Raw genomic sequence first — 25,407 nt, 5'->3', positions numbered from 1 at the left:
CATGCGCAAGTATTTACCGCTGTTACTGCTGGCTTTTTCCGTTCCCGCGCTCGCGCATCCCGGCCACGGCGCCGACAGCTTTCAGGCCGGTTTTTTCCACCCGCTGACCGGGCTCGATCATCTCCTGATGCTGACCGGTGCAGGCGTGCTCTCGGCGCTGAGCGGTCGCAAACTCCTGCTGCCGTTTGCCACCCTCGGGATGATGCTTGTCGGCGCCATTGCGGGCAGCCTGCTCGGCGGCTTTAGCGGCATGGAGATGCTGATTATCGCCTCGCTGGCGGTCAGCGGCGTGATGATGTTTAAAACGGAAAACCGTCTGCTGCTGGCGGTGCCTGCCCTGGCGATGTTCCACGGCTGGGCGCACGGCGTGGAGATGTCCGGCCATAGCTTCTGGCTCTTCACCAGCGGCTTTATGCTGGCCAGCGCCGCGGTGCTGTGCGCCAGCTTTGCCGCAGGGCTGCTGCTGCGCCGTCACGACGGCCTGCGTAAAACCTTCGGCGGCGGGCTGATTGTCTCCGCCCTGCTGGCGCTGATGAGCTGATGGAGCACGCTCGCCAGAGGCTGCGCCTGATGCAGCTCTCCAGCAGCAGCCTGCCGGTCGGGTCGTTTACCTGGTCCCAGGGGCTGGAGTGGGCCGTTGAGGCGGGCTGGGTCACGGACGCCGGGGCCTTTAAACGCTGGCAAATACAGCAGATGGAGCAGAGCTTTTTCTGCGTCGATCTGCCGCTGTTTATCCGTCTTTATCAGGCCTGTGAGCAATCCTCTCTTACAAATGCAAAACGCTGGACGGCATACCTTCTCGCCTGCCGTGAAACGCGCGAGCTGCGCGAAGAGGAGCGCAACCGTGGGGCGGCCTTTACGCGACTGATTAAGAGCTGGGAACCTGACTGTCCGCCCGAATGGCTGCCGCTGTTTATGCAAAGCCAGCTCTGCGGCATGGCCTGGCTCGGCGTACGCTGGGGCATTAGCGTGCGCGAGCTGGCGCTGAGCCTGGGATACAGCTGGATTGAGAGCGCGGTGATGGCAGGCGTCAAGCTGGTGCCGTTTGGGCAGCAGGCCGCACAGCAGCTGATTATCGAACTGAGCGACCACTACGCCGCTGGTTTTGAACAGGCATTTTTACGTCGCGACGACGCGCTGGGGGCAGCAACGCCGCTGTCCGCCATCGCCTCCGCGCGCCACGAAACCCAATATTCACGACTATTCCGTTCCTGAGGAGTCAATATGGCTGATTACAAACATCCCCTGCGCGTGGGCGTAGGCGGCCCGGTAGGGTCGGGCAAAACCGCGCTGCTGGAAGCGCTCTGCAAGGCGATGCGCGATACCTATCATCTTGCGGTGGTGACCAACGATATCTACACCAAAGAGGATCAGCGCATTCTGACCGAGGCGGGCGCGCTGGCACCGGAGCGCATCGTGGGCGTGGAGACGGGCGGCTGTCCGCATACCGCCATCCGTGAAGATGCCTCAATGAACCTGGCGGCGGTGGAGGCGTTAAGCGAGAAGTTCGGCAATCTGGATCTGATCTTCGTGGAAAGCGGCGGGGACAACCTGAGCGCGACGTTCAGCCCGGAGCTGGCGGATCTGACCATCTACGTGATCGACGTGGCCGAAGGGGAAAAAATCCCGCGCAAGGGCGGGCCGGGGATCACCAAATCCGATTTTCTGGTGATCAACAAAACCGATCTCGCGCCGTACGTCGGTGCGTCGCTGGAGGTGATGGAGCGCGATACCAACCGCATGCGCGGCGAGCGTCCATGGACCTTTACCAACCTGAAGGCGGGGGACGGTTTAGCGACGATTATTGCGTTTCTGGAAGAGAAAGGGATGCTGCGGGTGTAGTGCGGTTTGTTGCCGGGTGGCGGCTTCGCCTGACCCGGCCTACAAAACCGTAGGCCCGGTAAGCGCAGCGCCACCGGACAAAAAAACTCACGCCTCAGGCAGTTCCGCCAGCGGCCAGCGCGGACGCACGGACACGCTCAGGTCGGACGTTGCGCCAGCGTTCAGGCGCACCATACCCGCGTAGGCGATCATCGCCCCGTTATCGGTACAGAATTCCGGACGGGCATAGAACACTTCCCCGCGACGCTTTTGCATCATCTCGGCGAGCTTCGCGCGCAGCGTACGGTTGGCGCTCACGCCGCCCGCCATCACCAGACGCTTGAAGCCGGTCTGATCCAGCGCGCGCTTGCACTTGATCATCAGCGTATCCACCACCGCATCTTCAAACGCGCGGGCGATATCGGCGCGGGTCTGCTCGCTATCATCGTTATTGCGGATCGTGTTGGCCGCGAAGGTTTTCAGCCCGGAGAAGCTGAAGTCCAGCCCCGGACGGTCGGTCATCGGGCGCGGGAAGACAAAGCGTCCTTCCGTTCCCTGTGACGCCATTTTCGACAGCATCGGGCCGCCAGGGTAATCCAGCCCCAGCAGCTTGGCGGTTTTGTCAAACGCTTCACCGGCGGCATCGTCGATCGACTCGCCCAGCAGCTCGTACTTGCCAATGCCCGTGACGCTAATCAACTGCGTATGGCCGCCGGAGACCAGCAGCGCCACAAACGGAAATTCAGGCGGATTCTCTTCCAGCATCGGCGCCAGAAGGTGCCCTTCCATATGGTGAACCGGGATCGCCGGCACATCCCACGCAAATGCCAGCGAACGGCCAACCGTTGCGCCAACCAGCAGCGCACCGACCAGGCCCGGGCCTGCGGTATACGCCACTGCATCAATCTCTTTTGCCGTTAATCCTGCTTCTTTTAGCGCCGCCTGAATCAGGGGAACCGTTTTACGCACGTGGTCACGAGAGGCCAGTTCAGGCACGACGCCGCCGTAGTCAGCGTGCAATTTCACCTGACTATACAGCTGGTTGGCCAGAAGCCCTTTTTCGTCGTCGTAAATGGCGATGCCGGTTTCATCGCAGGATGTTTCAATACCCAGTACACGCATGACTTGTTTTACCTCGTTTCAATACCGCGCAGTGTAGAGCCTGGGCGGGTTGATGTAAAACTTTGTTCGCCCCAGGAAGAAGGCTCGTGTATACTCCTCACCCTTATTAAAGTCCCTTTCAAAATCGCATCGGTGCTTTACAAAGCAGCAGCATTTGCAGTAAAATTCCGCACCATTTTGAAATAAGCTGGCGTTGATGCCAGCGGCAAACCGAATTTATTAAAGGTGAGAGTTACATGCCGGTAATTAAAGTACGTGAAAACGAGCCGTTCGACGTAGCACTGCGTCGCTTCAAACGTTCATGCGAGAAAGCAGGTGTTCTGGCTGAAGTTCGTCGTCGTGAGTTTTATGAAAAACCAACGACCGAACGTAAGCGCGCTAAAGCTTCCGCTGTGAAACGTCACGCGAAGAAACTGGCTCGCGAAAACGCACGCCGTACTCGTCTGTACTAATTGGTTGAGGGCCTCAGCCCTCAATTGACAGACAGAGTAATAGTCGTAAGGCCGTGCTTCCGGAAGGAATGCGCGGCTTGTTTTCGTTTATAAGTCGCTTAAAATTTTGGGGCATATGGCCGGAAGAATCCCACGCGTTTTCATCAATGACCTGCTTGCCAGAACCGACATCGTCGATCTCATCGACGCGCGGGTAAAGCTGAAAAAGCAGGGCAAGAACTACCATGCGTGCTGTCCGTTCCATAACGAAAAAACCCCCTCCTTCACCGTAAACGGTGAAAAGCAGTTCTACCATTGCTTCGGCTGTGGCGCACACGGTAATGCCGTTGATTTTTTGATGAACTACGACAAGCTCGAGTTCGTTGAAACCGTCGAAGAGCTGGCGGCGATGCATAACCTTGAAGTGCCGTATGAAGCAGGCAGTGGGCCAAGTCAGATCGAGCGCCATCAACGGCAAACGCTGTATCAACTGATGGATGGCCTGAATTCGTTTTACCAACAGTCTCTTAAGCACTCTGCGGCTGAGCCTGCGCGTCAGTATCTGAACAAGCGCGGACTGAGCGACGATGTCATTGCGCGTTTCGCTATTGGCTACGCCCCGCCCGGCTGGGACAACGTGTTAAAGCGTTTTGGCGGCAATAGCGAAGATCGTAAGTCTCTCATCGATGCAGGCATGCTGGTCACCAACGACCAGGGACGAAGCTACGACCGCTTCCGCGAACGGGTGATGTTCCCAATCCGCGACAAGCGAGGCCGGGTAATTGGTTTTGGTGGTCGCGTGCTGGGTGATGCCCTGCCGAAGTACCTCAACTCCCCGGAAACCGATATTTTCCATAAAGGCCGCCAGCTTTACGGTCTTTATGAGGCGCAGCAGGATAACGCGGAACCTCCGCGTCTTCTGGTCGTCGAAGGCTATATGGACGTCGTGGCACTGGCGCAGTACGACATCAACTACGCGGTTGCGTCGTTAGGAACGTCCACGACAGCGGATCACATTCAACTGCTGTTCCGCGTGACCAACAACGTGATTTGCTGTTACGACGGTGACCGCGCAGGACGCGATGCCGCCTGGCGCGCGCTGGAAACCGCGCTACCCTATATGACCGACGGGCGTCAGCTACGCTTTATGTTTCTGCCCGACGGTGAAGACCCGGATACGCTGGTGCGTAAAGAGGGCAAAGCGGCGTTTGAAGCGCGGATGGAGCAGGCTCAGCCGCTCTCCACGTTTTTGTTTAACAGCCTGATGCCGCAGGTCGATTTGAGTACCCCTGACGGGCGCGCGCAGCTCAGCACGCTGGCGCTGCCGTTAATCAGTCAGGTGCCCGGCGAAACGCTGCGCATCTATCTGCGTCAGGAGTTAGGCAACAAGCTCGGCATTCTGGATGACAGCCAGCTTGAACGTTTAATGCCTAAACAGGCTGAAAACGGCGCGGTTCGCCCCGCGCCTCAGCTAAAACGCACAACCATGCGTATACTGATAGGGTTACTGGTGCAAAACCCGGAACTGGCGCCACAGGTGCCGTCGCTGGCGGGTTTGAACCACGAAAAATTGCCCGGACTTGGCTTATTTTCAGAACTGGTCAACACGTGTTTATCACAGCCAGGTCTGACCACCGGACAACTTTTAGAACATTATCGCGGCACAAAAGAGGCCGCTACCCTTGAAAAATTGTCGATGTGGGACGATATAGCAGATAAGGATATTGCAGAAAAAACGTTCACCGACTCACTCAACCATATGTTTGATTCGATGCTTGAGCTGCGCCAGGAAGAGTTGATAGCTCGCGAGCGCACACACGGTTTAAGCAGCGAAGAACGCCGGGAGCTCTGGATGATTAACCAGGAACTGGCGAAGAAATAAAAAATTTAACGGCTTAAGTGCCGAATATCGATCGGGAAGCCCCCGGCAGCCGCACTGAGAGGCAGCGGCAAAAATATAAGTACGCCCTCGCTTTAAAGGTTGGCAGCCCCATCGCCGACACCAATCAAACGAATTAAGTGTGGATACCGTCTTATGGAGCAAAACCCGCAGTCACAGCTGAAACTTCTTGTCCAACGTGGTAAGGAGCAAGGCTATCTGACCTATGCCGAGGTCAATGACCATCTGCCGGAAGATATCGTCGATTCAGATCAAATCGAAGACATCATCCAAATGATCAATGACATGGGCATTCAGGTGATGGAAGAAGCACCGGATGCCGATGATCTGTTGCTGGCTGAAACCTCCAACAACACTGACGAAGATGCGGAAGAAGCTGCTGCACAGGTACTGTCCAGCGTGGAATCTGAAATCGGGCGTACCACTGACCCGGTCCGCATGTACATGCGCGAAATGGGTACCGTTGAACTGTTGACCCGCGAAGGCGAAATTGACATCGCAAAACGCATCGAAGACGGGATCAACCAGGTTCAGTGCTCTGTTGCCGAGTACCCGGAAGCGATTACCTATCTGCTGGAGCAGTACGATCGCGTTGAAGCGGAAGAAGCGCGCCTGTCTGACCTGATCACCGGTTTTGTCGACCCGAACGCTGAAGAAGATATGGCGCCTACCGCCACTCACGTCGGTTCTGAACTGTCTCAGGAAGAGATGGATGATGACGAAGACGAAGATGAGGAAGAGAGCGACGACGACACCGCGGATGATGACAACAGCATCGACCCGGAGCTGGCGCGTGAGAAGTTTGCCGAGCTGCGTACCCAGTACGAAGTGACGCGTGACACCATCAAAGCGAAAGGCCGCAGCCATGCTGCCGCACAGGAAGAGATCCTGAAACTGTCTGAAGTATTCAAACAGTTCCGCCTGGTGCCAAAACAGTTCGACTACCTGGTAAACAGCATGCGCGTGATGATGGATCGCGTACGTACCCAGGAACGCATCATCATGAAGCTGTGTGTTGAGCAGTGCAAAATGCCGAAGAAGAACTTCATCACCCTCTTCACCGGCAACGAAACCAGCGAAACCTGGTTCAACGCGGCTATCGCGATGAACAAGCCATGGTCTGAAAAACTGCACGACGTGAAGGACGATGTGCATCGCGGCCTGCAGAAACTGCATCAGATTGAAGAAGAGACCGGCCTGACCATCGAGCAGGTTAAAGATATCAACCGTCGTATGTCCATCGGTGAAGCGAAAGCCCGCCGTGCGAAGAAAGAGATGGTTGAAGCGAACTTGCGTCTGGTTATCTCTATCGCCAAGAAATACACCAACCGTGGTCTGCAGTTCCTGGATCTGATTCAGGAAGGCAACATTGGTCTGATGAAAGCGGTAGATAAGTTTGAATACCGTCGTGGTTACAAGTTCTCCACCTACGCAACCTGGTGGATCCGTCAGGCGATCACCCGCTCCATCGCGGATCAGGCGCGCACCATCCGTATTCCGGTGCATATGATTGAGACCATCAACAAGCTCAACCGTATTTCCCGCCAGATGCTGCAGGAGATGGGCCGCGAGCCGACGCCGGAAGAGCTGGCCGAGCGCATGCTGATGCCGGAAGACAAGATCCGTAAAGTGCTGAAGATCGCCAAAGAGCCAATCTCCATGGAAACACCAATCGGTGATGATGAAGATTCACATCTGGGTGATTTCATCGAGGATACCACCCTCGAGTTGCCGCTGGACTCTGCAACCACCGAGAGCCTGCGTGCCGCAACGCACGACGTTCTGGCTGGCCTGACCGCCCGTGAAGCGAAAGTCCTGCGTATGCGTTTCGGTATTGATATGAACACCGACCACACGCTGGAAGAAGTGGGTAAACAGTTCGACGTTACCCGCGAACGTATCCGTCAGATCGAAGCGAAGGCGCTGCGTAAACTGCGTCATCCAAGCCGCTCTGAAGTGCTGCGTAGCTTCCTGGACGACTAATCCAGGTAAACAGCAAAAAGCTCCCAATCGGGAGCTTTTTTTTTGTTTATTCCTTCTCCCTGTGGGATGTGGGATCCCCTCAAAATAATGGCTGCACGGACGACCCCCTCTCCCTTGAGGGAGAGGGATGGGGTGAGGGGGAACCTACGGCTGTGGTGGTCATTCCGTTCACTTTATGTTCCTTGCTACTCTGTAACGACATGACCAGTGAACGTGCCAGGGTGGCTCAGTCGCCACCACCCTTGCGAACCGGGCTCCCGGCGGTAAATCGCCGCTTCGCGGTGCCCTCAGCTTATTCCTTCAGGCTATCGGGTCGGGCATGAGCCTGCATCCCTGCAGGCCACGCCCTCTCGGCGCATCCCTGCGCCTCGCCCCGGCCTTACGGAAACGCTTCGGCGATTTACAGCCGGACCAGGGCGTCGCTGTAAGTTATTAATTTTGCTGAAGCAACGTTCATCGCTTCAGGGAAAATTACTGGGGAACCCTCAGCCCTGTGGGAGAGGATTAGGGTGAAGGCATCAGCCCGCAGAGGCCCCTAAAGCCCCCGCACCATCAGCGCCTCATCCAGCTCCCGATACGCCTCTACCAGCTTATCCAGCGTCGCTCTGTTGATCCCGCTTGGATTTGGCAGCACCCATACCTGCGTCACGCCAATCATGATGCTCTGTTTGCCCCACTGCGTTCCGCGCTGGCTAAACGCCTGCTCGTAGGCCTGCTTGCCGAGGATCGCCAGCGCGGCCGGCTGATAATCCTCTATCTTCTTGATCAGCTCCCGCCCGCCGCTGCGCAGCTCATGCAGGTTGACCTCACTCGCCTGCACCGTAGGCCGCTCAACCAGCATGGTGATCCCGCAGCGCGTGTCCAGCAGATGCTGCTCCTCTTCGGGCTTGAGTAGCCTGTCGGTAAACCCGGCCTGGTAGATCACCTTCCAGAAGCGATTGCCCGGATGGGCGAAGTGAAAACCGGTGTGCGCCGAGGACTTGCCCGGGTTGATTCCGCAGAACACCACCCGCAGGCCTGGGGCCAGAATATCGTTGATCATCTTTACTCCCGCTCGATACATCGTCAGGGAAGTATAAAGGATTGATTATGCGTTGTTTATAAAAACAGCAGGCAGGTGTGAATGGCTGGATTGCTGCGGGGAGTTACTTTATAATTCACCGCCACGGCCCCTTAGCTCAGTGGTTAGAGCAGGCGACTCATAATCGCTTGGTCGCTGGTTCAAGTCCAGCAGGGGCCACCAAATTTTAGCAGTAGAATCATATGATTAAGCCACTCGATTGAGTGGCTTTTTTATTGGCTTTTTTGAGCCGGTGACGCAGCCGCTAACCCTGATTCAGCGAAGCCGTCTGGACACGTTCAGAAACACCGGGGGTCGCAATCAGGCGCTCCACGGACTCCATCGTCACGAACGTACAGCTGCAGTCCACATTGGTGCACTGGTGATAGCGCTCTTTGGTATTTTCACTTAGATAGCGACTGGTACGCGCATGCGCAGAGTGCTTGCACTTAGGACAATGAAACATGTACCCCTCCACTTGATTCACATTTTGTGAATCAATAATACCCAAAATAAAACCAATAGCAACTGTATTACTCACTATCAACAGTAAATTTTTCGTCAGTGGCATTCAGTTCAAGCTTAAGCTGCGTGGTAAATCCGCTATCGTTGAGGGTATGCACCACCTCGCGGATGATCCACGCCTGCTCGTCAATAACGCGTTTAAAACCGTTTACCAATACCGGCGTTTCGGGGTACAAATCGGCTCGCCCCAGCGCCAGTTGGATAGAGAAATTCACGGTACCCCGCTGCAGCGCGCGCCACTTCGCCTCTGCGGCCCTGAGAGCCTGCTCTTCAGAGGCATACACCGTGGTGAGCTCAAATACGTTTTCCGCCGATCCCACCAGCCTCTCTTGCGGCTTCTGCTCCTTGCCTCCTGGTTCTGCAATCGGCACGGCGGCATCCGGGTGTTGCAGCCCCTCTGTCGCTTGCCCCTCAGGTAGACGATTAATACTCAATTGAGTATTTTGCTGTTTTGGGTCGCGCGTTTGCAGCCATTTGGCCGTCACGCCGGAATAGTTTTCACGATCGGCAACGTAAAAAAGGTGCTTATCGCCGTCACCACGCTCAATCATCATTAAGGGGATCGGCGTGCCGCTGGCCGTCACGGCGTGCCCCGCTTTCATAAAAATAACCTTGCCGGCTTTGATTGAAACAAAGGCACCATTACGTTCGGCCAGGCGGGTGAGAAACGCAGCGTCGGTCTCCTGAGACTGATCGATATGAGAAATAGCAATCGATGAAAGTCCCGCCGCAACGCTGGCAGTTAACTGGTTACGCTGAGCGATAGTATTGACTATCGCGCCGATCGTCGTGTCATGCCACGACTGTTCGCGCCGCACGTTTAGCTTTCCACGAAAATCAGCACTGCATCCCCGAATGGTCAGCGTGTCCGGCGCGCCCCGAAATTCAATTGTATCGATCGTAAAGTTCCCTTTCGGCTGGAGCGGGGTTCCCTCCCATCCCAGCCATAAGGAGAGCCTTGCCCCCCGGGCCGGCAAGTCTAGCAGCCCGTCGGAATCATCCAGTTGAATATCCAGTTGATCGGCTTCCAGTCCACGTTTGTCGATCATGCTCAGACTGATAAGACGATGGCTGAAATTTTGTGTGATATCGCGATCGTCAAGCTTAAGCATAAAATCAGGGGCGATTTTCCCACCCGCCCGGATATTCATTTCGGTGATCATCCCACCAGCCCTCCAATGCTATTACGTGCGCTCGTCACCAGCTCTTCGGCCTGTGTTCTCAGATCGCCAAACATCGTCATCAGCGATTCGTCCACGCGTTTCAGTTCCAGCGTAAAATTAATTTTTCGGGCAGTACCGTCACTGTAAAAATCCGAATGCGTATGCGTGACTTTCTCAATGATAAACATGCCGTGAATGATGCCGGTTCCGTCTATCAACGGCCATGCCCTCCCCTCATTAGCCATCAGCTCGACCGCCTTAAGGGAAAGCCGCCCTCCCGTGAGCTCCGGGTAAAGCAGTCCGGAGAGGGTAAAAGATGTCTCGCCTTCGCCAAGGTACTGCCAGGCTTTAGGTTTCCCGATCCGATTGTTGGACGCCCAGCGATAATCCTTTGTAAACTGCATTGTCTGATAGGGTAAGGTTCGTCGTTCAAAGACAAACAGACCCAGCACCATTAACATTTTCTCTCTCCTCAACCTTACATAAAACTGGCTTGCTGCCGTCTCGCTTTATCCTGTTCAATGCTATCTATTGTCTCCCGGATTTGACGCGTCAGATCCGTTCCTGAGGCCGTGCCCCCCTGCAGCGTGATGTTGTATTCGCTTTTACTCTGATCGACGTAAGAGCGTCCTCCCGGCACGAGGGTTGGCTGATACCCCAGGCCGACGCCCGAGATCCCCGCCACCGGAATGGACGAACTGCCCGCAGAAGAGGATGTCGCGCCTGCTTTTTCCGCCGCGGCATCGAGATTACCCGACTCGTTTTTGATAAGACCGAGTTTCTCCAGCAGCCAGCTGGCCTTGCCGCTCAGGCTGTTAAAGAGATTAAGCGGTGCCATTAACGCATCACCCAGCGCCTGTCCAAAAATCACGCCAGCGTTTTTACAGCCATCCAGCGTTTCCTGCGTCGCCTTGATCGGCGTGATTAAGTCGGTGAACCATTGCCAGATACCGCCCAGCTTCTCCGAGATAGCGTCAAATACCGTCATCACCGGTGAGAACAGCACACCCAGCGGTGCGAAAGCCGTTGAAAGCCCTTCCATCACTCCGCCAAAGAAGGCGCTGATGGGCTCCCAGTACTTGAAAATCAGTAAGGCGCCGGCGGCAATCGCCGCGCCAAGGGCAATCACCGGCCAGCTAAGTGCGCCCAGCACCGTCATGATGGCGCCGCCCACCACGCTGAATACCGTTCCTAACATCCCGGCCGCGGTGATAACCATATTGACGCCCGTCAGAACCGGGCCGAGAACCGTGCCTACGCCACCCAGTACGCCAGCAAACGCCTGCGCGCCGACAACTACGCTGGCGAGGGTCTGCGTTAGCTCAGGGTTGGCATTCACCCAAAGGGAGGCCGTGCCAAGCCAGCCGGTTGCGGTTGTTATCAGGTTACGCAGAGCGCCATCCGCTTTATCAAATACATCAATCTTCAACCCGTTCCACGCGGCCTGGAGTCGGTTGATATCGCCGTCAAGATTATCGGTCTGCACGGAAGCCGCGAGCGCGGTACTGCCCTTCGCCCCCCGCAACTGCTGGCGTTTTTCATCAAGCGATCCATCACCCGCGGCGGAAGCCAGCGCCCCCGAGGCTTTTATGGCATCCGGAGTCTGAACATGGCGCAACATCGCGCTGAGCGCGTCCCCGGCGGCGGCGCCTTTCATCCCTTTTTCCGCCAGAACGCCCAGCAGCGCGGTGGTCTCTTCAAGCCCCATACCGGCGGCATCCGCAGCGGGCGCTGCAGAGGTGACGGCCGCCACCATCTCAGCGAGGCTGGTATTCGAAGAGGTAAAACCGCGTGTAAGCACATCTGCGATGCGTCCCGCATCCGCATCGGCCAGGCTATACGCGGCCTGCGTGCTGGCGATCATATCGGCCGCTTTAACCGCGTCGACATTCCCCGCCAGGCTGAGGTTGACCGTTGGCGCGGTGGCCGCAAGCAACCCATCGGCGTCATAGCCTGAACGAGTCAGTTCGGTTTGTGCCCGAAGGACCGTATCTGCAGGTACTCCGGTCCTGGCACTGACCTCCCGCGCCTGCTGGCGAATCGCCTCAAGCCGGGAATCCCCCTTCGACAGGCCAAGGTTTGCCTGAATGGCCGACATCTGCTTTTCAACGCTGATGCCTGGCGCCATAAACCGGGACGTCTGGTCAAAGCCCGCTTTGGCCATGCCCACACCCGTATTCGCAAGCTGGCGCACCCGCGCGGTAACGCGTTTGCCTGACTCGTAGCGATTCTGAACGGTACTCAGCCGCTCCTGCTGCTGGTTGACGCGGGCCAGCGCATCCCGCTGTCGGTTAAGCTGCTGCGTTTTTTCGCTGATGTGAGTTCGTAAACGACGCTCATCAGACGAGAGCGTACGCGTGTTGACTCCCGCCTGGGCGAGTTCAGTGCGCTGGCGCTGTACCGAATAGCGTAAGCTGTTGTACTCAAGCTTAAGGTCAGCCGCCGATTTTCGGGCTGCGGACAGCGCATCAGCCTGTGCCTGGGTAGGGTTTTGCGTGTTTTTAAGCTGCACCGCCAGCGCCGCTGCCTGTTGTTTCGCCTGTGCAAGCGACTGCTCCGTCACGGAGAGCTGGGCATTTGCTTTCCTGAAGCCGTTAATACGCCCCGCCTGCTCATCAAGCGCCCCTAGCGCCGTCTGCGAATCGTGGATATCGCTTGCGAGAGTGACGCTGGCGTTATGGAGAGCGTTAAGTGGTCGGGTTGCCCGGTCGACTGCCTTAAGCAGCTCCTGAAGACTGACATTATTACTCATGGTGGTTTCCGCTTCGCTGCAGCGCTTTTTCGCGCCATAAGAGGAGTTCGGTCACGCTCAGGGAGTACAGTTCTGACGGCGGCCAGTGAAAGATCACCGCGATATCCGCCATCAGATCGTCGACCGACAGATTTTCTGGAAATTTCAGCGAGCCGAAGCCGGTGACAAAAAACCGATCACCTTACCTGCAAAAGAGAGCAGATCGCAGGCATCCAGGCGCGCAACCTCATGCTCGGTCAGCGCCGGAGAGGTCATTCGCGGCAGCACCTTAATCAGCGCATCAACGTCGGATTGCGCCAGCGACGCCAGCGATACCCCGCGCAGGGTTCCCGCATTGGGTTTAGAAACCGTCACCTGTTCAATTTTTTGCTCACCGCGCTGAACGGGGCTATCAAGCGTGACGATATGTGGGTTTTCACTTTCGTGCATGGCGGTCTCGTTGATATTTTCCATTTCGTTACTCTTCAGAAAGTTAACTCACCGGCCGGTAATCCCGGCCGGTTAAAGGGTTACAGGCCGATGGCCTTACGGTGTTCTGCCAGACGATCGACGCCGTCGACTTTCAGCACCATGTTGATGATGTCGATCTCGATGATCTCTTTGCCATCAATGGTCAGCTGGTAGTACACGCACTCGGTGGACATCTTGGTGGTGCCGCTCTCGCCCTGCTTGTTTTCACCGCCATCGAACTCTTTATGACGGCCGCGCATGACGATTTCGACGGCGGAGATTTCGCCGGTATCATCGCGCTGATAAGAGCCGGTAAAGCGCAGCGGCACGCTGTCCGCGCCCGGAGAGGCATACTGCGCCCACAGCGCGGCGTCCGGCAGACCGCCAACGGTCCACTCCAGCGCCAGGGCATCATCGTCCAGACCGAGGTCGACAGAGACCGAGCCCGGCATACCGCCGCCGCGATACTTCTCCAGCTTGCGGGTAAGCTTCGGTAGGGTCACAGACTCAACAACGCCCATATAGCTCAGGCCATCGTTGAACATATTCAGGTACTTAAGTTTGCGTGGTAACGCCATGCTGGAGCTCCTTAGCTATTAACCGAATCTGACAGGTCTGCCAGATAGGTATCGGTGATGCGCTGGCGCAGGGTCAGATTTTCCAGCGGCGGGACAGGGGTGTAGTCGTAATCGATATACAGTTTCCCCGCTTTCAGGGTTGATGCATCGTTAGACTCAGGGTCATACCAGCAGGAGCCGTCGACGATATAGCCGTTGGTTTTCAGCTCGCGGAACTTGGCATTAATACCGGAAACGATGTCGCGGATAAGCGTTGGCGTGATGGGTTTATCCATCGCCCACGCGTGCGCTTCCGCCATGGTATCGGCCAGCACCTGCGCGGTACGGGTGTAGTTTTCAAAGACGAATAACGGATCGTCAGAGCAGGTACGGTTACCCCAGAATTTGAAGCCGTCGTTGCGAATCAGCGTGGTGACGCCCGCCTGGTTAAGCAGGTTCGCATCGGTAGCCTGTTCCTGCAGATCCCAGGAGACAGAGGCGCTTACACCCGTAACGCCGTTGACGCCAACGTTTGACAGGGTTTTATGCCAGCCGATTGTCTGGTCGATTTTGGCGCGCAGGCCAAGCGCGCGGGCGGTTGCCCAGGCCGTCGTCGTTGCGTTCGTGGTGGTATCCCATGCCAGAAAATCAGGATGGATAACCATCAGCTCGCGCTGGCTGAAGTTTTTGCGGTAGTTGATCGCGTCAGAGATGGTTTTACAGCCCCATGCGCTGACGTAGCCGAACGCGCGCAGGCTCTGGCACATCGCGGCCAGTGCGGTCGCCACTTCCTGAGAATCCAGCCCCGGAACGCCGAGAATACGTGGCTTAACGCCGGTTACCGTTTTCGCAGTCAGAAGCGCCTTCAGGCCGGTGTATTTGCCGTTTTCGTCGGTGGTACCGATGATGTTGGAAACGGTCTGTTTGCGCGCCTCTTCCGGGGTTTCTGCGGTGCCTTCAGCCACGCGAACAACGACAACAACCGGTTTACACTGGTCGGCAATCGCCTGCAGAGAAGCGGACAGCGTCCCCGCCTTGCCGGCTTTCGCAATCGCAGTTTGCACGTTGGTAATGAGCACGGGCTCGTTTAAAGGAAATGTCTTGTCGTCAGCATCGCTGGCCGTACAGACCATACCGATGATTGCCGTCGAGACGGTGGAAATGGTGCGGGTGCCATCGTTGATTTCGATAACTTCCACGCCGTGGTGAAAATCACTCATCCGTTTAACTCCTTGGTTAGTTGGTGAGTGATATTGTCGCGGCTGGGCTTGCTATGAGCTAACCATCCCTGTCCAGCGGCCGCTGGCACAACGATTGTCCGATTACCGTGGCGGGGAATTTTTTATAAAGCGTTGAAACACCCACATCAAAAATTAACGCAACGCGCTGCCGGGATTCTCCGGCAGCAATCAGTCTTCCAGCCTGAGCCCATTCCTCCTGCGTCAATTTAGGGCGTCGGCCACCAATACGTCCCTGTTCCCGCGCTGCGGCCAGCCCGGCGCACGTTCTCTCGACAATGAGTTCACGCTCCATTTCAGCAAGCGCTCCCATAATATGGAAGAAGAAACGCCCCATTGGCGTTGAGGTATCAATGCTGTCAGTCAAACTGCGGAAGTTAATGCTTCGCTGGCGTAGTTCCTCGGTCATTGAAACAAGGTGGCGCATACTGCGCCCGAGCCGATCGAGTTTCCATACAACGAGAGTATCGCCCGCATTCAGCTGTCTGAGAGCACGATTGAGCCCTGGTCTGTTTGTCGATTTACCGCTGATTTTATCTTCAAAAATGAGCTCACATCCTGAACGCTGCAGCGCGTCACGCTGTAAGGCGGTGTTTTGTTCATTTGTTGACACGCGTATGTATCCAATAAGCATGGTATTTCTCTCCGTCAAAACCGGAAATCATGCCATTTAATGGATAAACACGCATTTTCGAAAACCTTGGTTTGGGAGGAGCTAAATACGTAACCAGTCGAGGAAGTAACGCAAATGGAGCTTGGGTAATATGGTCGGACGGAGCCATTGAGGTTATGGGGTATGGTGTAATCCTTGATAACGGCCTGGCAACCGTTAATTACCCAATTGCGCTACCAGGTATAAGCCGCTATATCAGCATTGCCGAACGTCTCTCTGCTGATCCTGGCACAGCGCCCAACTTTGCTCATTCATCAATGATCATTGATGCTTTAACAACAAATATCGGTTTCAAAGCTCGTTGCACAATGGCCGCAACGGGTGCCCCATCAAATAATGGTTTTTCGTGGAGAGTTTACTATGCGCCTATTTAATCCGATCACGATGACGGAGGTCATTCATGGTTTCCACGATACTGTTGGTGCTATAGAGCTCCCTGAAGATAACTGGTTTTTCACAATGCGGGAAATACCTGAGGGAATGCGGCTTGAAGTCAATGAAAAAGGTGAGCCAACTCTTATGGAAATTAGCCATGAGATATCTGGCAACGAATAAATGAATACGTTTCCTGGCTGAATGCTGAAAATATCAGGTGCTGCTGATGATTATTGATACATCAAAAGCACCTGATATTGGATGACCTATACCTCGGGTTTTGGTGGAAGGTAAAGATTCGGAGCAGTGCCGGTATCAATCTTAGTTAGTTTATAACGGTACCGCTGCCATTCAGTCAGACGTGGAATATCTGCATCGTCAATGTAGCCTCCAACCTGAGCATCTGCTAATGGTGCGATAATTGCAGACGCTTCAGCCAGTAATGCGGTTTTCTGCTGTTCAGCCTTTTCCACATCCGCAGAGTGTTTCGCTTTTACGTCGGTTATCCACCCGCTGCCACTCCACTTATCATATGGCGTACCAGGGGCTTCTGTAGTCGTATCTTTCGGATAATCACCCGGCAGGGAAATCGTGACTCGTTGACCTGTCTTCGTGTTGTATACAGTTTCACTGCGATGATCGGCGAGGTACTCCCATGCGCTTAAGTCAGAGGTGCGACAAATGGTAAAACCTTCTTTAGATTCTCCAGGCGCATCAATACATGATAAGGCTGGAATGCCTACACCTTCCGCTAAATATTCAACGGATGAAGAAAGATATTCACCCGTCTCTCCGTCATAATTAAACACAGTAATCTCACCGGCCATAATGGCGATATGTTCACTGCTTAATTTTGCCATCACCATTATGCGGTCCTCACGATGTAGTTAAATGCGATGTTACGGGGGCGGGCTGAAACATAAGCCCACCAATCGTAACGCTGCGAATTTGCCGGACTACCTATCCATTTTTTTCCTTTAATGTTTTCCCATTGTGCTGCGGTCATTACATCGCCGAACCCATAGGCAGCAGACCCGATTGAGCTGATATCTCCCGTATCATTGTCATCAAAGCCCGAAACAATAGTACCTTCCTGGAATGACAGCAGCCCACGACCAGCGTCAATCCCTCGCCCGTCATCCCAGCCACGGATAAACTCACCACGTAAATCAGGTAATCTGAGTGCAGGATAAGCCAGTGCAAGTTTGGGATACTGTGAGGCGGTGAACGCCGCTCCGTTGCATTTAAGCCACCCTGCCGGTGGAGTTGCTGATGGCCATGGAACGGGTACACCAACAGGCAGCGCGGAGCCTTCCCCCAAACCAAGGTTTTTGAGAACCTCAGCACTCAACCCTGCATCGGCAATTTCTTTTAACGCATTGGCGATTAAAGGGTACTGTTTATGCGGATTATCAGCAGCAATGTGCTTTTTCATCTGATCATCAGCGTAGCCCTTTACCTCAATAACTTTATCGTCAACATACTGGCGCGTTGCCAGCACAACCGACGGATCAATTTTCAGGGAAATTGATGACGTGCTCGACACAATCAGAATCATACGAATGGTCTGCGTGCGACCACTGCCTTCCTGCAGCTGAGGCTTATAAGTCTCCGGGCAATTAGCCACGGCGATCAGAATGCCGTCGTCGTCATAGAGACCGATCTCTCGGATCCAGAAACCGCCCTCATTCTCGGGAATAATCTGTTCCGCGATGATCTGGCTGGTATTATTAGGGTCAACAGCGAGCAGGTTCAGCGGCGCTATGCGTTTTTGGTTGACGAGCTTCGTCTGCGCCGGATCGGGGGTTGGCAACGTTCCATTAGCGTCGCCTACCGCCATTTGCGTCAGGTTGAGTTGCGTACCAAGTGCCGTCGCGTTAGCTAGCCGCGCAGCGCCCTGATTCGTCAGTATGGCAAAATATTTTGCGGTCATGCGTTCACTCTCAGGTTATCAATCAAATGGATGGCCGAGGCCGGGTAATAATCACCACCGACAATAAGTTCCTCAGTGGTGTAGGGGTAAACAGCCAGCGCATCGCCGTGATAGCATCCTGCGCCGACATAAAACTCTCCCGTTGAGCTCAGGCTGATAGCCAGCCCGGTCATGTGTCTACTTGCCGGTTTGGCATCCTCAATGAGACGTTCAAGCTCCTGATACATTTCGTCAGTGATGCCGTTATCAAGCACACCGACAACCAGACGGAATGTGCCAGGCTCCTCACCGAGCTGCCACCACTCGCGCACCTCAATCAAAAAGCCAAGCGGTTCCACCACACGACGCAATGCGCTGATGGTTCCTTTGTGCTGATGGACGAAAAATGAGGACATAATGACGCTGCGTTTGGTGCTCTCCGGCCACGCCTCATCCCAACGGTCTACCGACAGCGCCCATGCCAGGTAGGGAAGTAAATTCACCGGGCACGCGCTGGGGTTCCATAACGTGCGTAGCGGTACCGGCACATGCTCAATATTCGAGAGCGCAGCGGCAGCAGCGATTTCCAGCGGTGAGGACCCAACGGGTAATAGCCTGTCACTCATCCGAACCCCCGATCGCTATCTGATACGAGGTACAGTTCGAGGCCTGCGACTTACTCAGTACAATGTCAGAGTGGGGAGATTCCAGTTCAACGCGCTGCACGCCTTCAACGTGAAGTGCTGCATAAATGGCCGACAGGCGGATATCGCGTCCAAGGCGATGCTGTGCGCTGATATAATTTTGCAGCCTTTGCTCTGCAGCCTGCCTGATGGGTTCAGACTCTGGTCCGGGATAAACGTAGAGTGTTGCGTTTATCTTGTAAGGCACAATTTCTGCTGACTGAACAGTCACACGATCGCCGACCGGGCGGACGGTTTCAGCGTTAAGCGCTTTTTCAACAACCGCCAGTAGTTCAGGACGAGCGGTGCCGTCACCCTCACGGGATAACACCGAAATCGTCACGTATGCAGGCTGAGGGCTATCAACCGAAACGTCAGCGACCCGTCCGTCGGCACTTCGACCATGATATTCATAGGCTCCAACCGGCCCCGCGACGCTCAATCCCTCAAATGCCTGCTGGGCGCGCAGTCGCAGGTCAGCGTCAGACTCCATGACGGCAGCCGTTGGCGGAATGGTAGTGTCATCTCCCGGGGTGATGGTCAGGCGTTCGGTATTATTGTTTCCCGCAATAACATCAAGGTCACGACCAGCAGAATAGGCAAGTGTCACAGCCAGCGCAGCCTCGTTAACCCGCTGGCGCCAGATGACTTCCCGGTAGGCGTTCTCCTGCAGCAGCTTCACAATCGGCTCTGACTCCAGCGTCAGCGTCCGTGCAATCGCCTCTCGCTCCTCTTCCGGATAGAGGGAGACAAAGGTGGCCTTTCGTTCTGCCAACAGCGTTTCATAATCCACCTCCTCCACGACATCAGGCGCGGCGAGCTGGCTCAGATCAACAATAGCCATAGCGTTTAACTCAGTGAAATGGTGATAGAAAAGGATTGTCCGGAGGTCGGGCGCGTGCCGGTGATATCGACATACAACGTCCCGTCGTTCTCCGAACGTTCGAAAGTGATGGCCGTCAGGCTTATCCGCGGCTCCCATTTCTGGATGGCGGAATAGCATGCGGCCATGATCTGCAGGCGCAGCGCCGGGCTCTGCGGCCTGTCAATCATCGCCGCCAGCAGCGAGCCGTAATCTCGGCGCATGACCCGCGAGCCAATCGGCGTGACCAGAATGTCGCGCACGCTCTGCCGGATATGGTCAGACTCTGAAAGGCTTAGCCCGGTCTGCCTGTTCATTCCCCTGTAACGCACCGTCATTGTGTCCCCTTAGTCCAGCTTCCGCCGCTTTGCACACTGCCGTGCGCGTGGTTGTCCACCTGCACCCCGTTGGAAGTGAATTTACCGCCGGAGTGCTCAATATTTCCGGTCATCACCCCGCCCTTCTGCACTTCCAGCGAGGCGGTAATTAACTTATTGGTACATACCACTTCAGGCGTATCCAGCGTGATGCGGGACGTTGACGTCACCCGTACCTCCGGCACGGTGGCGGTCAGCGATTCAGAGGCGGTAATGTCAGCCGTTTTAATGCCTGCAACCGTCAGCGCCCCGCGCCCGGGTTCGTACTCGATCACAGCGCCGTCCGGAAACGAGACGTGGAACGCGTCAGGTGACCCGGACGGTGCCGGATGGTCGTCCGAGAAAATGCCGGGCAGCACAAAGGCGGTATCCAGCTCACCGCCGATGGCCAGCAGCAGCACCTGCTCTCCCTCGGAAGGGGCCCACCACACGCGCGAACGTCCCGCACGACAGGTTAGCCAGTTCAGCCAGGTGGTTTTCATCCCGCCGGTCTGGACACGACAAAGGCCTCTGTTGAGGTCAACGTCGGTCACAACACCGATACGAATCAGGTTGCGGATCGCGCGAGCGATACCGTTCATGGAAGTTAATGTATTCATAAGAAGAGAATGCCGTTCAGGACGAACGGCAGCAACGAGACGGGGTTTTCTGCGGGATGATACAACAAGCGGTCCAGACAGCTGGCGGCTGGCGGCCTTCAGCTCGGGGAGCTTAATCCTCCCACTGGCTGACCAGCTCACCGTTGATGTACAACGCCTTCGGACGCGTGACGGGCTCCGGCAGCGGCGGCTCCGGGGAATACGTCGCGTGCAGAGCGCCCTGCTCCTGAGTGACAAGAATGCGCTCGGTCAATTGCACGCTGATGGTGATATCCATCGTATCGTCATCGTTTAAGACGATCGTGAAGGTGTATCCGTTTTTGCGTCCTTCATCGAGGGTAAAAATATCCGGCTGGTTTTCCCGCAGCCAGGCCAGTACCGGGACAAAAAATCCCTCGCTGTCGCCGGTGAAACCGCTGACCTTCGCGTTCAGCGCATACCGCTTTTCAAAGGAGAGCGAGGAGGCCAGTCGGGCGTCAAAATTGCCGCTGCCGACCGACATCTGCAGGCGCTCCGGGTTGGCATTCAGTTGGGGGATCGCGTCAATTAATGCCTGACGCAGGCTCTTGAGTTTGTGCATCGAGTTTATCCTGACAGTCTTTTATGGTTTCAACCTGCAGCGCGCAGGCGATAAGGGCGTATTCCAGCCTGCGAATATCGGCGCTGAGATCGCCGTTAGTGGCGGGTTCGCTTCCCGGCATCGGGCAGCGGCTCACCTTCGGGCAGGCGTTGTAAACAATGGGCTGCGGAGGCACAGGCGGTGCGGGTGTGCAACCTGCGGACAGCATCAGGCAGCTGAGCGGTATACCAGCGGCGTAACGCTTCATTTTCATTGAGTAATCTCCCGATAGTCGCTTCCCGTCTTGCCCTCTCCTCGCCCGCAGTAACAAGCTCCTCACGGAGCCTGACCTGGGCGTTTTCATTTGCTCTGGCCATCCGTTGCGACAGGGACAGCTGATGGTTAAGCGTGGCGAGGGCCGTTTTTTGCTCGCTGGCGACCCGGTTGGCCGTGGCTAAAGAACGGGACAGGGTCTGGTTGTCATGACGAAGCCACAGCGCGATCGCCAGCAGTCCGGCCAGCATCAGCATGAGGACTCTCATGGCAGCCCCTTCATGCACCAGGCCTGCTCGCGGACACGACGGTTTTCCAGCCCGGTATTTTTGACGCCGTTGACGTACACCCAGCGGGTAAGCTGCCCGCACGCCTGTGGCCACTGTTTACGTTTGATAAAGGAGACCAGAGTCGAACGGCAGGCGGCGCCTGCGCCGACGTTAAAGGAAAAACTCACCAGCGCGTCGTAGACCCGCGGCGGCATCTCCACCGGCGCGCACGCCGCCAGACGACGCTCAACGTTAAGCACATCAGCGACCAGATTTACCGCGGCCTCACGCTCGGTAATGTCCCGCGTCGGCACGACGTTTGCCGTGTGACCAATGCCTGACGTCCATACGCCAGCGCTGCACCGGTAGGGCGAGAGGCGACATCCTTCGAGATCGGCAATCAGCGCCAGCCCCTCCGGGGAGGTTTTCAGTAATCGAAAGTGAGGCATCAGCACCGCCAGGGCCAGCACGCCAGCGACGCTGCAACGCTTAATGATTGAGTTCACGAATGCTCTTCTTATCGAGGCCCAGAGACTGGAGGTAGCGCCAGGTTTTGCGCTTAAACCAGTAATTCGTCAGCGCGGTAAAAATGGCGCAAAGGCTCCCCACGTACAGCGCAACCTTTTCAGGAGACATCGCCCCGAACCAGGCCAGCGCCACGGCCAGCCAGTAGGCGATAACCGTGGTGATTTTCTCCAGGCTCAGTCCCATAGGTTTACGGATTCTTTGGTGGGGGCGCTATTCACCTCCGGCATCTCTACCGGCGTGCCGTGAGGCAAAATAACGCCTGACTCCGCGAGGCCAGGATTGGCCTTCAGAACGGCTTCTACGACGCCAGCCGTGCGCCCATAATAGCGGGCGCAAACGGCATCAAGCGTGTCCCCCTGCATTGCATAGATCTTCATCAGACGCTCCCAACATCCGGTTACCAGGTACTGTAGAGTTTCCCGGGCCGGCGGTCTTTTCGCTATCGCTGACGGATGGACAATCTCGGACACAACAGACCGTCCACAAGCAGCGAAGCGTGGGTCGACGAAAGCGCAAAATCTGAATGAGGGTGTACGTTCGGGCTATGACGCTGGGCTAACGCCAGCTCTCGTCTTCCCAGACTTCCCGGAGAATATTATCCAGCATTTCGCGATCGGCCTCTCCTTCAAGCCCCTGGAGCTCGACTCCCGTCACCGATCCTATTTTCACGCTCACCCGCGATGACGGAAACAGGGATCGTATTCTGCGGGTCAGTTCGCACTGAAAGGCTTCAACGACGGCATGGCCAATCTGCTGATCTTTATCGAGCGTAATGTTCACCCGAACGTTACCCTCTTTTTTGATTCGTTCCGGAACAGGCGATGCTGAGAAAACAACGGTAAATGCGTTGTTCTTGATTAAATTTCCCCGCGCAATCTCAGCAATCAAATTCAGGGCAATCTCACGATCTCTTTCCTGACATGTTCCTTCTGTCGTCAGTCGCGCAATCATCTCGACGCGTTCAATCATGACCTGCTCGTTCAACTCTCTGTCCACACAACCTCCACCACGAGATACTGTATAAAAATACAGTAGCACGTATTCATAAAAAGAGTGAAGCGAAAAATCAGAACCCTTCACGGTATGTACATGATATGGATGGAGATTAGCGGGCTCTCTGAGCAAAGAGATCCGTTAAATAGCCAATACGTTCAAGGATTTTCCGCGCCTTGTGCTGATAAGAACGCGCTGCCGGAAAGAGCGATCCGTCAGCTGCCCCTCTGCACCATTTGTCGTTAAAGCGGCTAACGCCGCCAGCCATAAGATGCAGGGCCTCTCCACGGCTGATGGCGATTCCGGTGGCGAGCCGTATCTCATCGATTACTTTCTCCGGAACCCCGTTCTGCGGGTCGCTCGCGAAGACGATGGGCGACGACGCGCCAGGGCGGATGAATTTGATGCGTTCGGTTAACGCCCGCCTCGCACGCCTGCTGAGGGGTTGAGAAAGATCGGTCTGCGTACAGTTATTGACAGAACTCCGAGAGGATACAGGCGTGTCCTTAAGATCCGCGGCCCGCTTCGGCACAATTTTCCACTGCGTGAGTCGGGTTATAATTGGGCTGCCCGCGCCAACGGCAGAATCGTACACGCCGCGGATGCGGACCGTTTCCTCGCCGTACTGGTTAAACCCGGCACCCGGCTCATACAGGGTGCGCACCTGTAAATCATCGCGACGCACAAACGGGCCGCCCTGTGCAGTAACGTATCCCGCCCAGTCGCCGGCGTCGGCAGCCTCCTGGACGGCAGCAAACTCAACGCTCAGACCGCTCGCGGCCTCGGGATCCGCCAGACGTCGCAGCTCGCGGTAGACCGTTACCGGCGCGCCGCCAATAAACTGAAACTGGCGAATGTGCCAGCGCCCCGCCCAGGCCGACACGGCGGACGCCGTCTCCTTCAGCAGCCCGCCGCTTTCGCTATCGGTCTCGCCATCGAGCGCATAGCCGTCGATATTCTTTGAGATGTATTTGGCAATATAGCCGGTAGCACTGCCTTTCTGCGGATCGATCGCGTCCGCGTGAAAGCGCGCCTGTCTGGCGCTTTCGCTCTGCAGCTCAGCGGCATCCTCCTGCCGCGCGTAGTCCCCAATAATCCGACGAACGCATTCGACATCTTCCGGCAGCATAAACATCAGCATGTGCCAGTGGGGCGTACCGTCGTGATGGGGTTCCGCAACGCGGATACCAAAAATACGGATCCCATCACGGTGGAGCTTTGCGCGGATGCGCGCCCACAGCCGGGTGAGGTAGCCTTGCGTATCCGCCGGACTGGCCCCGTTCCACTTCGCGTTGGGGTAGCCTGATTTCAGCGTCGCGTGATACTGCGCGGGTGCGGTTAAGGTATAGAACTCGCCCACATAGCCCAGCGCCTCACAGATATTTTCAAATCCGCGGATACGGGTCATCAGTTCACAGCGTCGTATCGCCGGGTTGGCCACCGAGCTATCGAATTTTTCAATCAGGCTAATGCGGTTGCCCTCTTCATCTTCCAGCTCCATGCCCTTGAGAAATTCGCGGGTGCGGCGCTTCTGCTCGCGCCACTCGGTCACGCAGCGTTTGCTCGCATACGCCGTTCTCCGTTTGCTGACGTTGCCGAGGGCAATCTGCAAATGCTCGCGCCAGGCCGCCGCGACCCGACGCAGACGCCCGCGCCACCACGCCTCGGAAAACATGCGGATCACCGCCGCGGCAACGTCATCTTTGTCGAAACACGTCTTCGACACGCGCTCCCAGTGCGGAGGCGACACGTTGAACTGCCGGGCGATCAGTCCGGCGCGCTGATACCAGACGTACAGCGTCTGGTATTCACCCATCTCAGCATCGTTAATATTCGCCAGCTCGCCGCGAATAAAGCTGGCGATATCGGCGGCCAGCAGGTCGATGTCCGCGCGGGACATATCCGGCAGACGGTTATAGCGGGCAACCAGTTCGACCATTCGCGAGGCAAGGTACTGCAGAAGCTGGGTATCGAAATGGCCGTCAAACACGGCTCGGGAGACTGCTTCATGCAAACCTGCGCAGGCATAGCGTTCAGAGACCCGCCGCAGGCGAGGTAACATTCTTTTGCAGAAGCGGATCAAAAAGGCGTTAGCCTGCGGGCTGCCACGATGCTGTTCGAGGGCGTCAAACGCGCGCCAGACCTCAAAACGCACGCAGTCAGGCTGCTGTGAAAGAGCCATTCTTGCCTGCTTCAGCGCCGCGAAGAAGCGATCGCGGCGCTGCTGTTGGGCATGGGTGAGATAAGGGCTGGCAATGGCCGACCGTGGGGCATTCCACGGATAAGCAAATGACGTCGCCAA

At 56.2% G+C, this 25,407-nt stretch carries 33 protein-coding genes and 1 tRNA gene; 9 read left to right on the top strand and 25 right to left on the bottom strand.

Annotated features, from left to right (window positions below; all coding sequences use genetic code 11):
* Window position 1: 1 nt before the first annotated feature.
* Genes P349_RS08400 through ureG form a run of 3 tightly spaced genes read left to right on the top strand, consistent with a single transcriptional unit; the run spans window position 2 to window position 1,842 of the window.
* Entirely contained in the window at window positions 2-541 is a 540-nt protein-coding gene (locus P349_RS08400; RefSeq protein WP_032650274.1) for a HupE/UreJ family protein, read from the top strand.
* A complete protein-coding gene (locus P349_RS08405; RefSeq protein WP_032650275.1) occupies window positions 541-1,215 on the top strand; it encodes an urease accessory protein UreF in 675 nt (224 codons plus the stop codon). Before P349_RS08400 ends, P349_RS08405 begins: the two co-directional genes overlap by 1 nt.
* A 9-nt stretch (window positions 1,216-1,224) precedes the next feature.
* A complete protein-coding gene (gene ureG / locus P349_RS08410) occupies window positions 1,225-1,842 on the top strand; it encodes an urease accessory protein UreG (protein WP_024906473.1) in 618 nt (205 codons plus the stop codon).
* 87 nt (window positions 1,843-1,929) lie between these two features.
* Here ureG and tsaD read toward each other — a convergent pair whose 3' ends face one another.
* On the bottom strand, window positions 1,930-2,943 hold the full coding sequence (gene tsaD, locus P349_RS08415) for a tRNA (adenosine(37)-N6)-threonylcarbamoyltransferase complex transferase subunit TsaD (RefSeq protein ID WP_032650276.1): 1,014 nt from the start codon (window positions 2,941-2,943) through the stop codon (window positions 1,930-1,932).
* 236 nt (window positions 2,944-3,179) lie between these two features.
* Here tsaD and rpsU point away from each other — a divergent pair, with 236 nt between their 5' ends.
* The 3 genes from rpsU to rpoD all read left to right on the top strand — a co-directional run bounded on the left by rpsU (window position 3,180) and on the right by rpoD (window position 7,257).
* Window positions 3,180-3,395 carry a 30S ribosomal protein S21 gene (gene rpsU, locus P349_RS08420; RefSeq protein WP_001144069.1) on the top strand — a complete coding sequence of 72 codons (216 nt, stop codon included), beginning with the start codon at window positions 3,180-3,182 and terminating at the stop codon, window positions 3,393-3,395.
* A 115-nt stretch (window positions 3,396-3,510) separates the two neighbouring features.
* Window positions 3,511-5,256, top strand: coding sequence for a DNA primase (dnaG, locus tag P349_RS08425; protein ID WP_023294585.1), 1,746 nt, complete (start codon window positions 3,511-3,513; stop codon window positions 5,254-5,256).
* A gap of 153 nt (window positions 5,257-5,409) precedes the next feature.
* Window positions 5,410-7,257: an RNA polymerase sigma factor RpoD gene (gene rpoD / locus P349_RS08430; protein ID WP_023309228.1), complete on the top strand. Its 1,848-nt coding sequence runs from the start codon at window positions 5,410-5,412 to the stop codon at window positions 7,255-7,257.
* A 535-nt stretch (window positions 7,258-7,792) separates the two neighbouring features.
* On the opposite strand, the gene mug is transcribed toward rpoD, so the two are convergent.
* A complete protein-coding gene (mug, locus tag P349_RS08435) occupies window positions 7,793-8,299 on the bottom strand; it encodes a G/U mismatch-specific DNA glycosylase (protein ID WP_032650278.1) in 507 nt (168 codons plus the stop codon).
* Window positions 8,300-8,424: 125 nt separating this feature from the next.
* Here mug and P349_RS08440 point away from each other — a divergent pair.
* Window positions 8,425-8,500 (top strand) — tRNA-Ile (locus tag P349_RS08440).
* An 82-nt stretch (window positions 8,501-8,582) separates the two neighbouring features.
* On the opposite strand, the gene P349_RS08445 is transcribed toward P349_RS08440, so the two are convergent.
* From P349_RS08445 to P349_RS08480, 9 genes are all read right to left on the bottom strand, one after another.
* Window positions 8,583-8,783: an ogr/Delta-like zinc finger family protein gene (locus tag P349_RS08445; protein WP_032650280.1), complete on the bottom strand. Its 201-nt coding sequence runs from the start codon at window positions 8,781-8,783 to the stop codon at window positions 8,583-8,585.
* Between the two features lie 67 nt (window positions 8,784-8,850).
* Window positions 8,851-10,005: a phage late control D family protein gene (locus tag P349_RS08450; protein WP_032650282.1), complete on the bottom strand. Its 1,155-nt coding sequence runs from the start codon at window positions 10,003-10,005 to the stop codon at window positions 8,851-8,853.
* Window positions 10,002-10,466 carry a phage tail protein gene (locus P349_RS08455; protein WP_024906449.1) on the bottom strand — a complete coding sequence of 155 codons (465 nt, stop codon included), beginning with the start codon at window positions 10,464-10,466 and terminating at the stop codon, window positions 10,002-10,004. The genes P349_RS08450 and P349_RS08455 overlap by 4 nt, the downstream gene beginning before the upstream one ends.
* A 17-nt stretch (window positions 10,467-10,483) precedes the next feature.
* A complete protein-coding gene (locus tag P349_RS08460; protein ID WP_032650283.1) occupies window positions 10,484-12,757 on the bottom strand; it encodes a phage tail tape measure protein in 2,274 nt (757 codons plus the stop codon).
* On the bottom strand, window positions 12,750-12,869 hold the full coding sequence (locus P349_RS0124475; protein ID WP_023616176.1) for a GpE family phage tail protein: 120 nt from the start codon (window positions 12,867-12,869) through the stop codon (window positions 12,750-12,752). The genes P349_RS08460 and P349_RS0124475 overlap by 8 nt, the downstream gene beginning before the upstream one ends.
* A gap of 32 nt (window positions 12,870-12,901) precedes the next feature.
* Window positions 12,902-13,210: a phage tail assembly protein gene (locus P349_RS08465; protein WP_024906448.1), complete on the bottom strand. Its 309-nt coding sequence runs from the start codon at window positions 13,208-13,210 to the stop codon at window positions 12,902-12,904.
* Between the two features lie 56 nt (window positions 13,211-13,266).
* The gene (locus tag P349_RS08470; RefSeq protein WP_032650285.1) at window positions 13,267-13,785 is read right to left on the bottom strand and encodes a phage major tail tube protein; all 519 of its coding nucleotides are present in this window, start codon (window positions 13,783-13,785) and stop codon (window positions 13,267-13,269) included.
* Window positions 13,786-13,796: 11 nt separating this feature from the next.
* Complete coding sequence (locus P349_RS08475) at window positions 13,797-14,984, bottom strand: phage tail sheath protein (protein ID WP_032650286.1); 1,188 nt, start codon at window positions 14,982-14,984, stop codon at window positions 13,797-13,799.
* A 58-nt stretch (window positions 14,985-15,042) separates the two neighbouring features.
* Complete coding sequence (locus P349_RS08480) at window positions 15,043-15,636, bottom strand: recombinase family protein (RefSeq protein ID WP_032650287.1); 594 nt, start codon at window positions 15,634-15,636, stop codon at window positions 15,043-15,045.
* A 155-nt stretch (window positions 15,637-15,791) separates the two neighbouring features.
* Here P349_RS08480 and P349_RS25565 point away from each other — a divergent pair, with 155 nt between their 5' ends.
* Window positions 15,792-16,049: a hypothetical protein gene (locus tag P349_RS25565; RefSeq protein ID WP_232473032.1), complete on the top strand. Its 258-nt coding sequence runs from the start codon at window positions 15,792-15,794 to the stop codon at window positions 16,047-16,049.
* A complete protein-coding gene (locus tag P349_RS08485; RefSeq protein ID WP_032650290.1) occupies window positions 16,036-16,230 on the top strand; it encodes a hypothetical protein in 195 nt (64 codons plus the stop codon). Before P349_RS25565 ends, P349_RS08485 begins: the two co-directional genes overlap by 14 nt.
* An 86-nt stretch (window positions 16,231-16,316) precedes the next feature.
* Here the strand turns inward: P349_RS08485 and P349_RS08490 are convergent, their stop codons facing one another.
* The 14 genes from P349_RS08490 to P349_RS08545 all read right to left on the bottom strand — a co-directional run bounded on the left by P349_RS08490 (window position 16,317) and on the right by P349_RS08545 (window position 25,407).
* Entirely contained in the window at window positions 16,317-16,916 is a 600-nt protein-coding gene (locus P349_RS08490) for a tail fiber assembly protein (RefSeq protein ID WP_032650289.1), read from the bottom strand.
* Window positions 16,916-17,983, bottom strand: a complete 1,068-nt coding sequence (locus P349_RS08495; RefSeq protein ID WP_032664155.1) for a phage tail protein — start codon at window positions 17,981-17,983, stop codon at window positions 16,916-16,918. The genes P349_RS08490 and P349_RS08495 overlap by 1 nt, the downstream gene beginning before the upstream one ends.
* Window positions 17,980-18,588 (bottom strand): phage tail protein I, encoded by a 609-nt coding sequence (locus P349_RS08500; protein ID WP_032650292.1) that lies wholly within the window; start codon window positions 18,586-18,588, stop codon window positions 17,980-17,982. Before P349_RS08500 ends, P349_RS08495 begins: the two co-directional genes overlap by 4 nt.
* Window positions 18,581-19,489 carry a baseplate assembly protein gene (locus tag P349_RS08505; protein WP_032650293.1) on the bottom strand — a complete coding sequence of 303 codons (909 nt, stop codon included), beginning with the start codon at window positions 19,487-19,489 and terminating at the stop codon, window positions 18,581-18,583. Before P349_RS08505 ends, P349_RS08500 begins: the two co-directional genes overlap by 8 nt.
* 5 nt (window positions 19,490-19,494) lie before the next feature.
* Window positions 19,495-19,845: a GPW/gp25 family protein gene (locus tag P349_RS08510; RefSeq protein ID WP_032650294.1), complete on the bottom strand. Its 351-nt coding sequence runs from the start codon at window positions 19,843-19,845 to the stop codon at window positions 19,495-19,497.
* The gene (locus tag P349_RS08515; protein WP_032650295.1) at window positions 19,842-20,483 is read right to left on the bottom strand and encodes a phage baseplate assembly protein V; all 642 of its coding nucleotides are present in this window, start codon (window positions 20,481-20,483) and stop codon (window positions 19,842-19,844) included. The genes P349_RS08510 and P349_RS08515 overlap by 4 nt, the downstream gene beginning before the upstream one ends.
* A gap of 112 nt (window positions 20,484-20,595) precedes the next feature.
* Window positions 20,596-21,063 carry a phage tail protein gene (locus P349_RS08520; protein ID WP_032650296.1) on the bottom strand — a complete coding sequence of 156 codons (468 nt, stop codon included), beginning with the start codon at window positions 21,061-21,063 and terminating at the stop codon, window positions 20,596-20,598.
* The gene (gene lysC, locus P349_RS26845; protein ID WP_230581841.1) at window positions 21,026-21,271 is read right to left on the bottom strand and encodes an Rz1-like lysis system protein LysC; all 246 of its coding nucleotides are present in this window, start codon (window positions 21,269-21,271) and stop codon (window positions 21,026-21,028) included. The genes P349_RS08520 and lysC overlap by 38 nt, the downstream gene beginning before the upstream one ends.
* A complete protein-coding gene (lysB, locus tag P349_RS08525) occupies window positions 21,159-21,584 on the bottom strand; it encodes an Rz-like lysis system protein LysB (RefSeq protein ID WP_032650297.1) in 426 nt (141 codons plus the stop codon). Before lysB ends, lysC begins: the two co-directional genes overlap by 113 nt.
* A complete protein-coding gene (locus P349_RS08530) occupies window positions 21,581-22,090 on the bottom strand; it encodes a lysozyme (RefSeq protein WP_032650298.1) in 510 nt (169 codons plus the stop codon). The genes lysB and P349_RS08530 overlap by 4 nt, the downstream gene beginning before the upstream one ends.
* The gene (locus P349_RS08535; RefSeq protein WP_023309247.1) at window positions 22,074-22,295 is read right to left on the bottom strand and encodes an HP1 family phage holin; all 222 of its coding nucleotides are present in this window, start codon (window positions 22,293-22,295) and stop codon (window positions 22,074-22,076) included. The genes P349_RS08530 and P349_RS08535 overlap by 17 nt, the downstream gene beginning before the upstream one ends.
* Window positions 22,286-22,489 (bottom strand): tail protein X, encoded by a 204-nt coding sequence (locus P349_RS08540; protein ID WP_024906438.1) that lies wholly within the window; start codon window positions 22,487-22,489, stop codon window positions 22,286-22,288. Before P349_RS08540 ends, P349_RS08535 begins: the two co-directional genes overlap by 10 nt.
* Before the next feature lie 178 nt (window positions 22,490-22,667).
* The gene (locus P349_RS26015; protein ID WP_024906437.1) at window positions 22,668-23,108 is read right to left on the bottom strand and encodes a DinI-like family protein; all 441 of its coding nucleotides are present in this window, start codon (window positions 23,106-23,108) and stop codon (window positions 22,668-22,670) included.
* A gap of 109 nt (window positions 23,109-23,217) precedes the next feature.
* A complete protein-coding gene (locus P349_RS08545; protein WP_032650299.1) occupies window positions 23,218-25,407 on the bottom strand; it encodes a replication endonuclease in 2,190 nt (729 codons plus the stop codon).

Origin of the sequence: Enterobacter sp. DC4, assembly GCF_000568095.1 — a bacterium.
GTDB classification, from domain to species: Bacteria; Pseudomonadota; Gammaproteobacteria; order Enterobacterales; family Enterobacteriaceae; genus Enterobacter; species Enterobacter pseudoroggenkampii.
The sequence above is the reverse complement of the archived record's forward strand: the minus strand, read 5'-3'. Positions and strand labels throughout refer to the sequence as shown.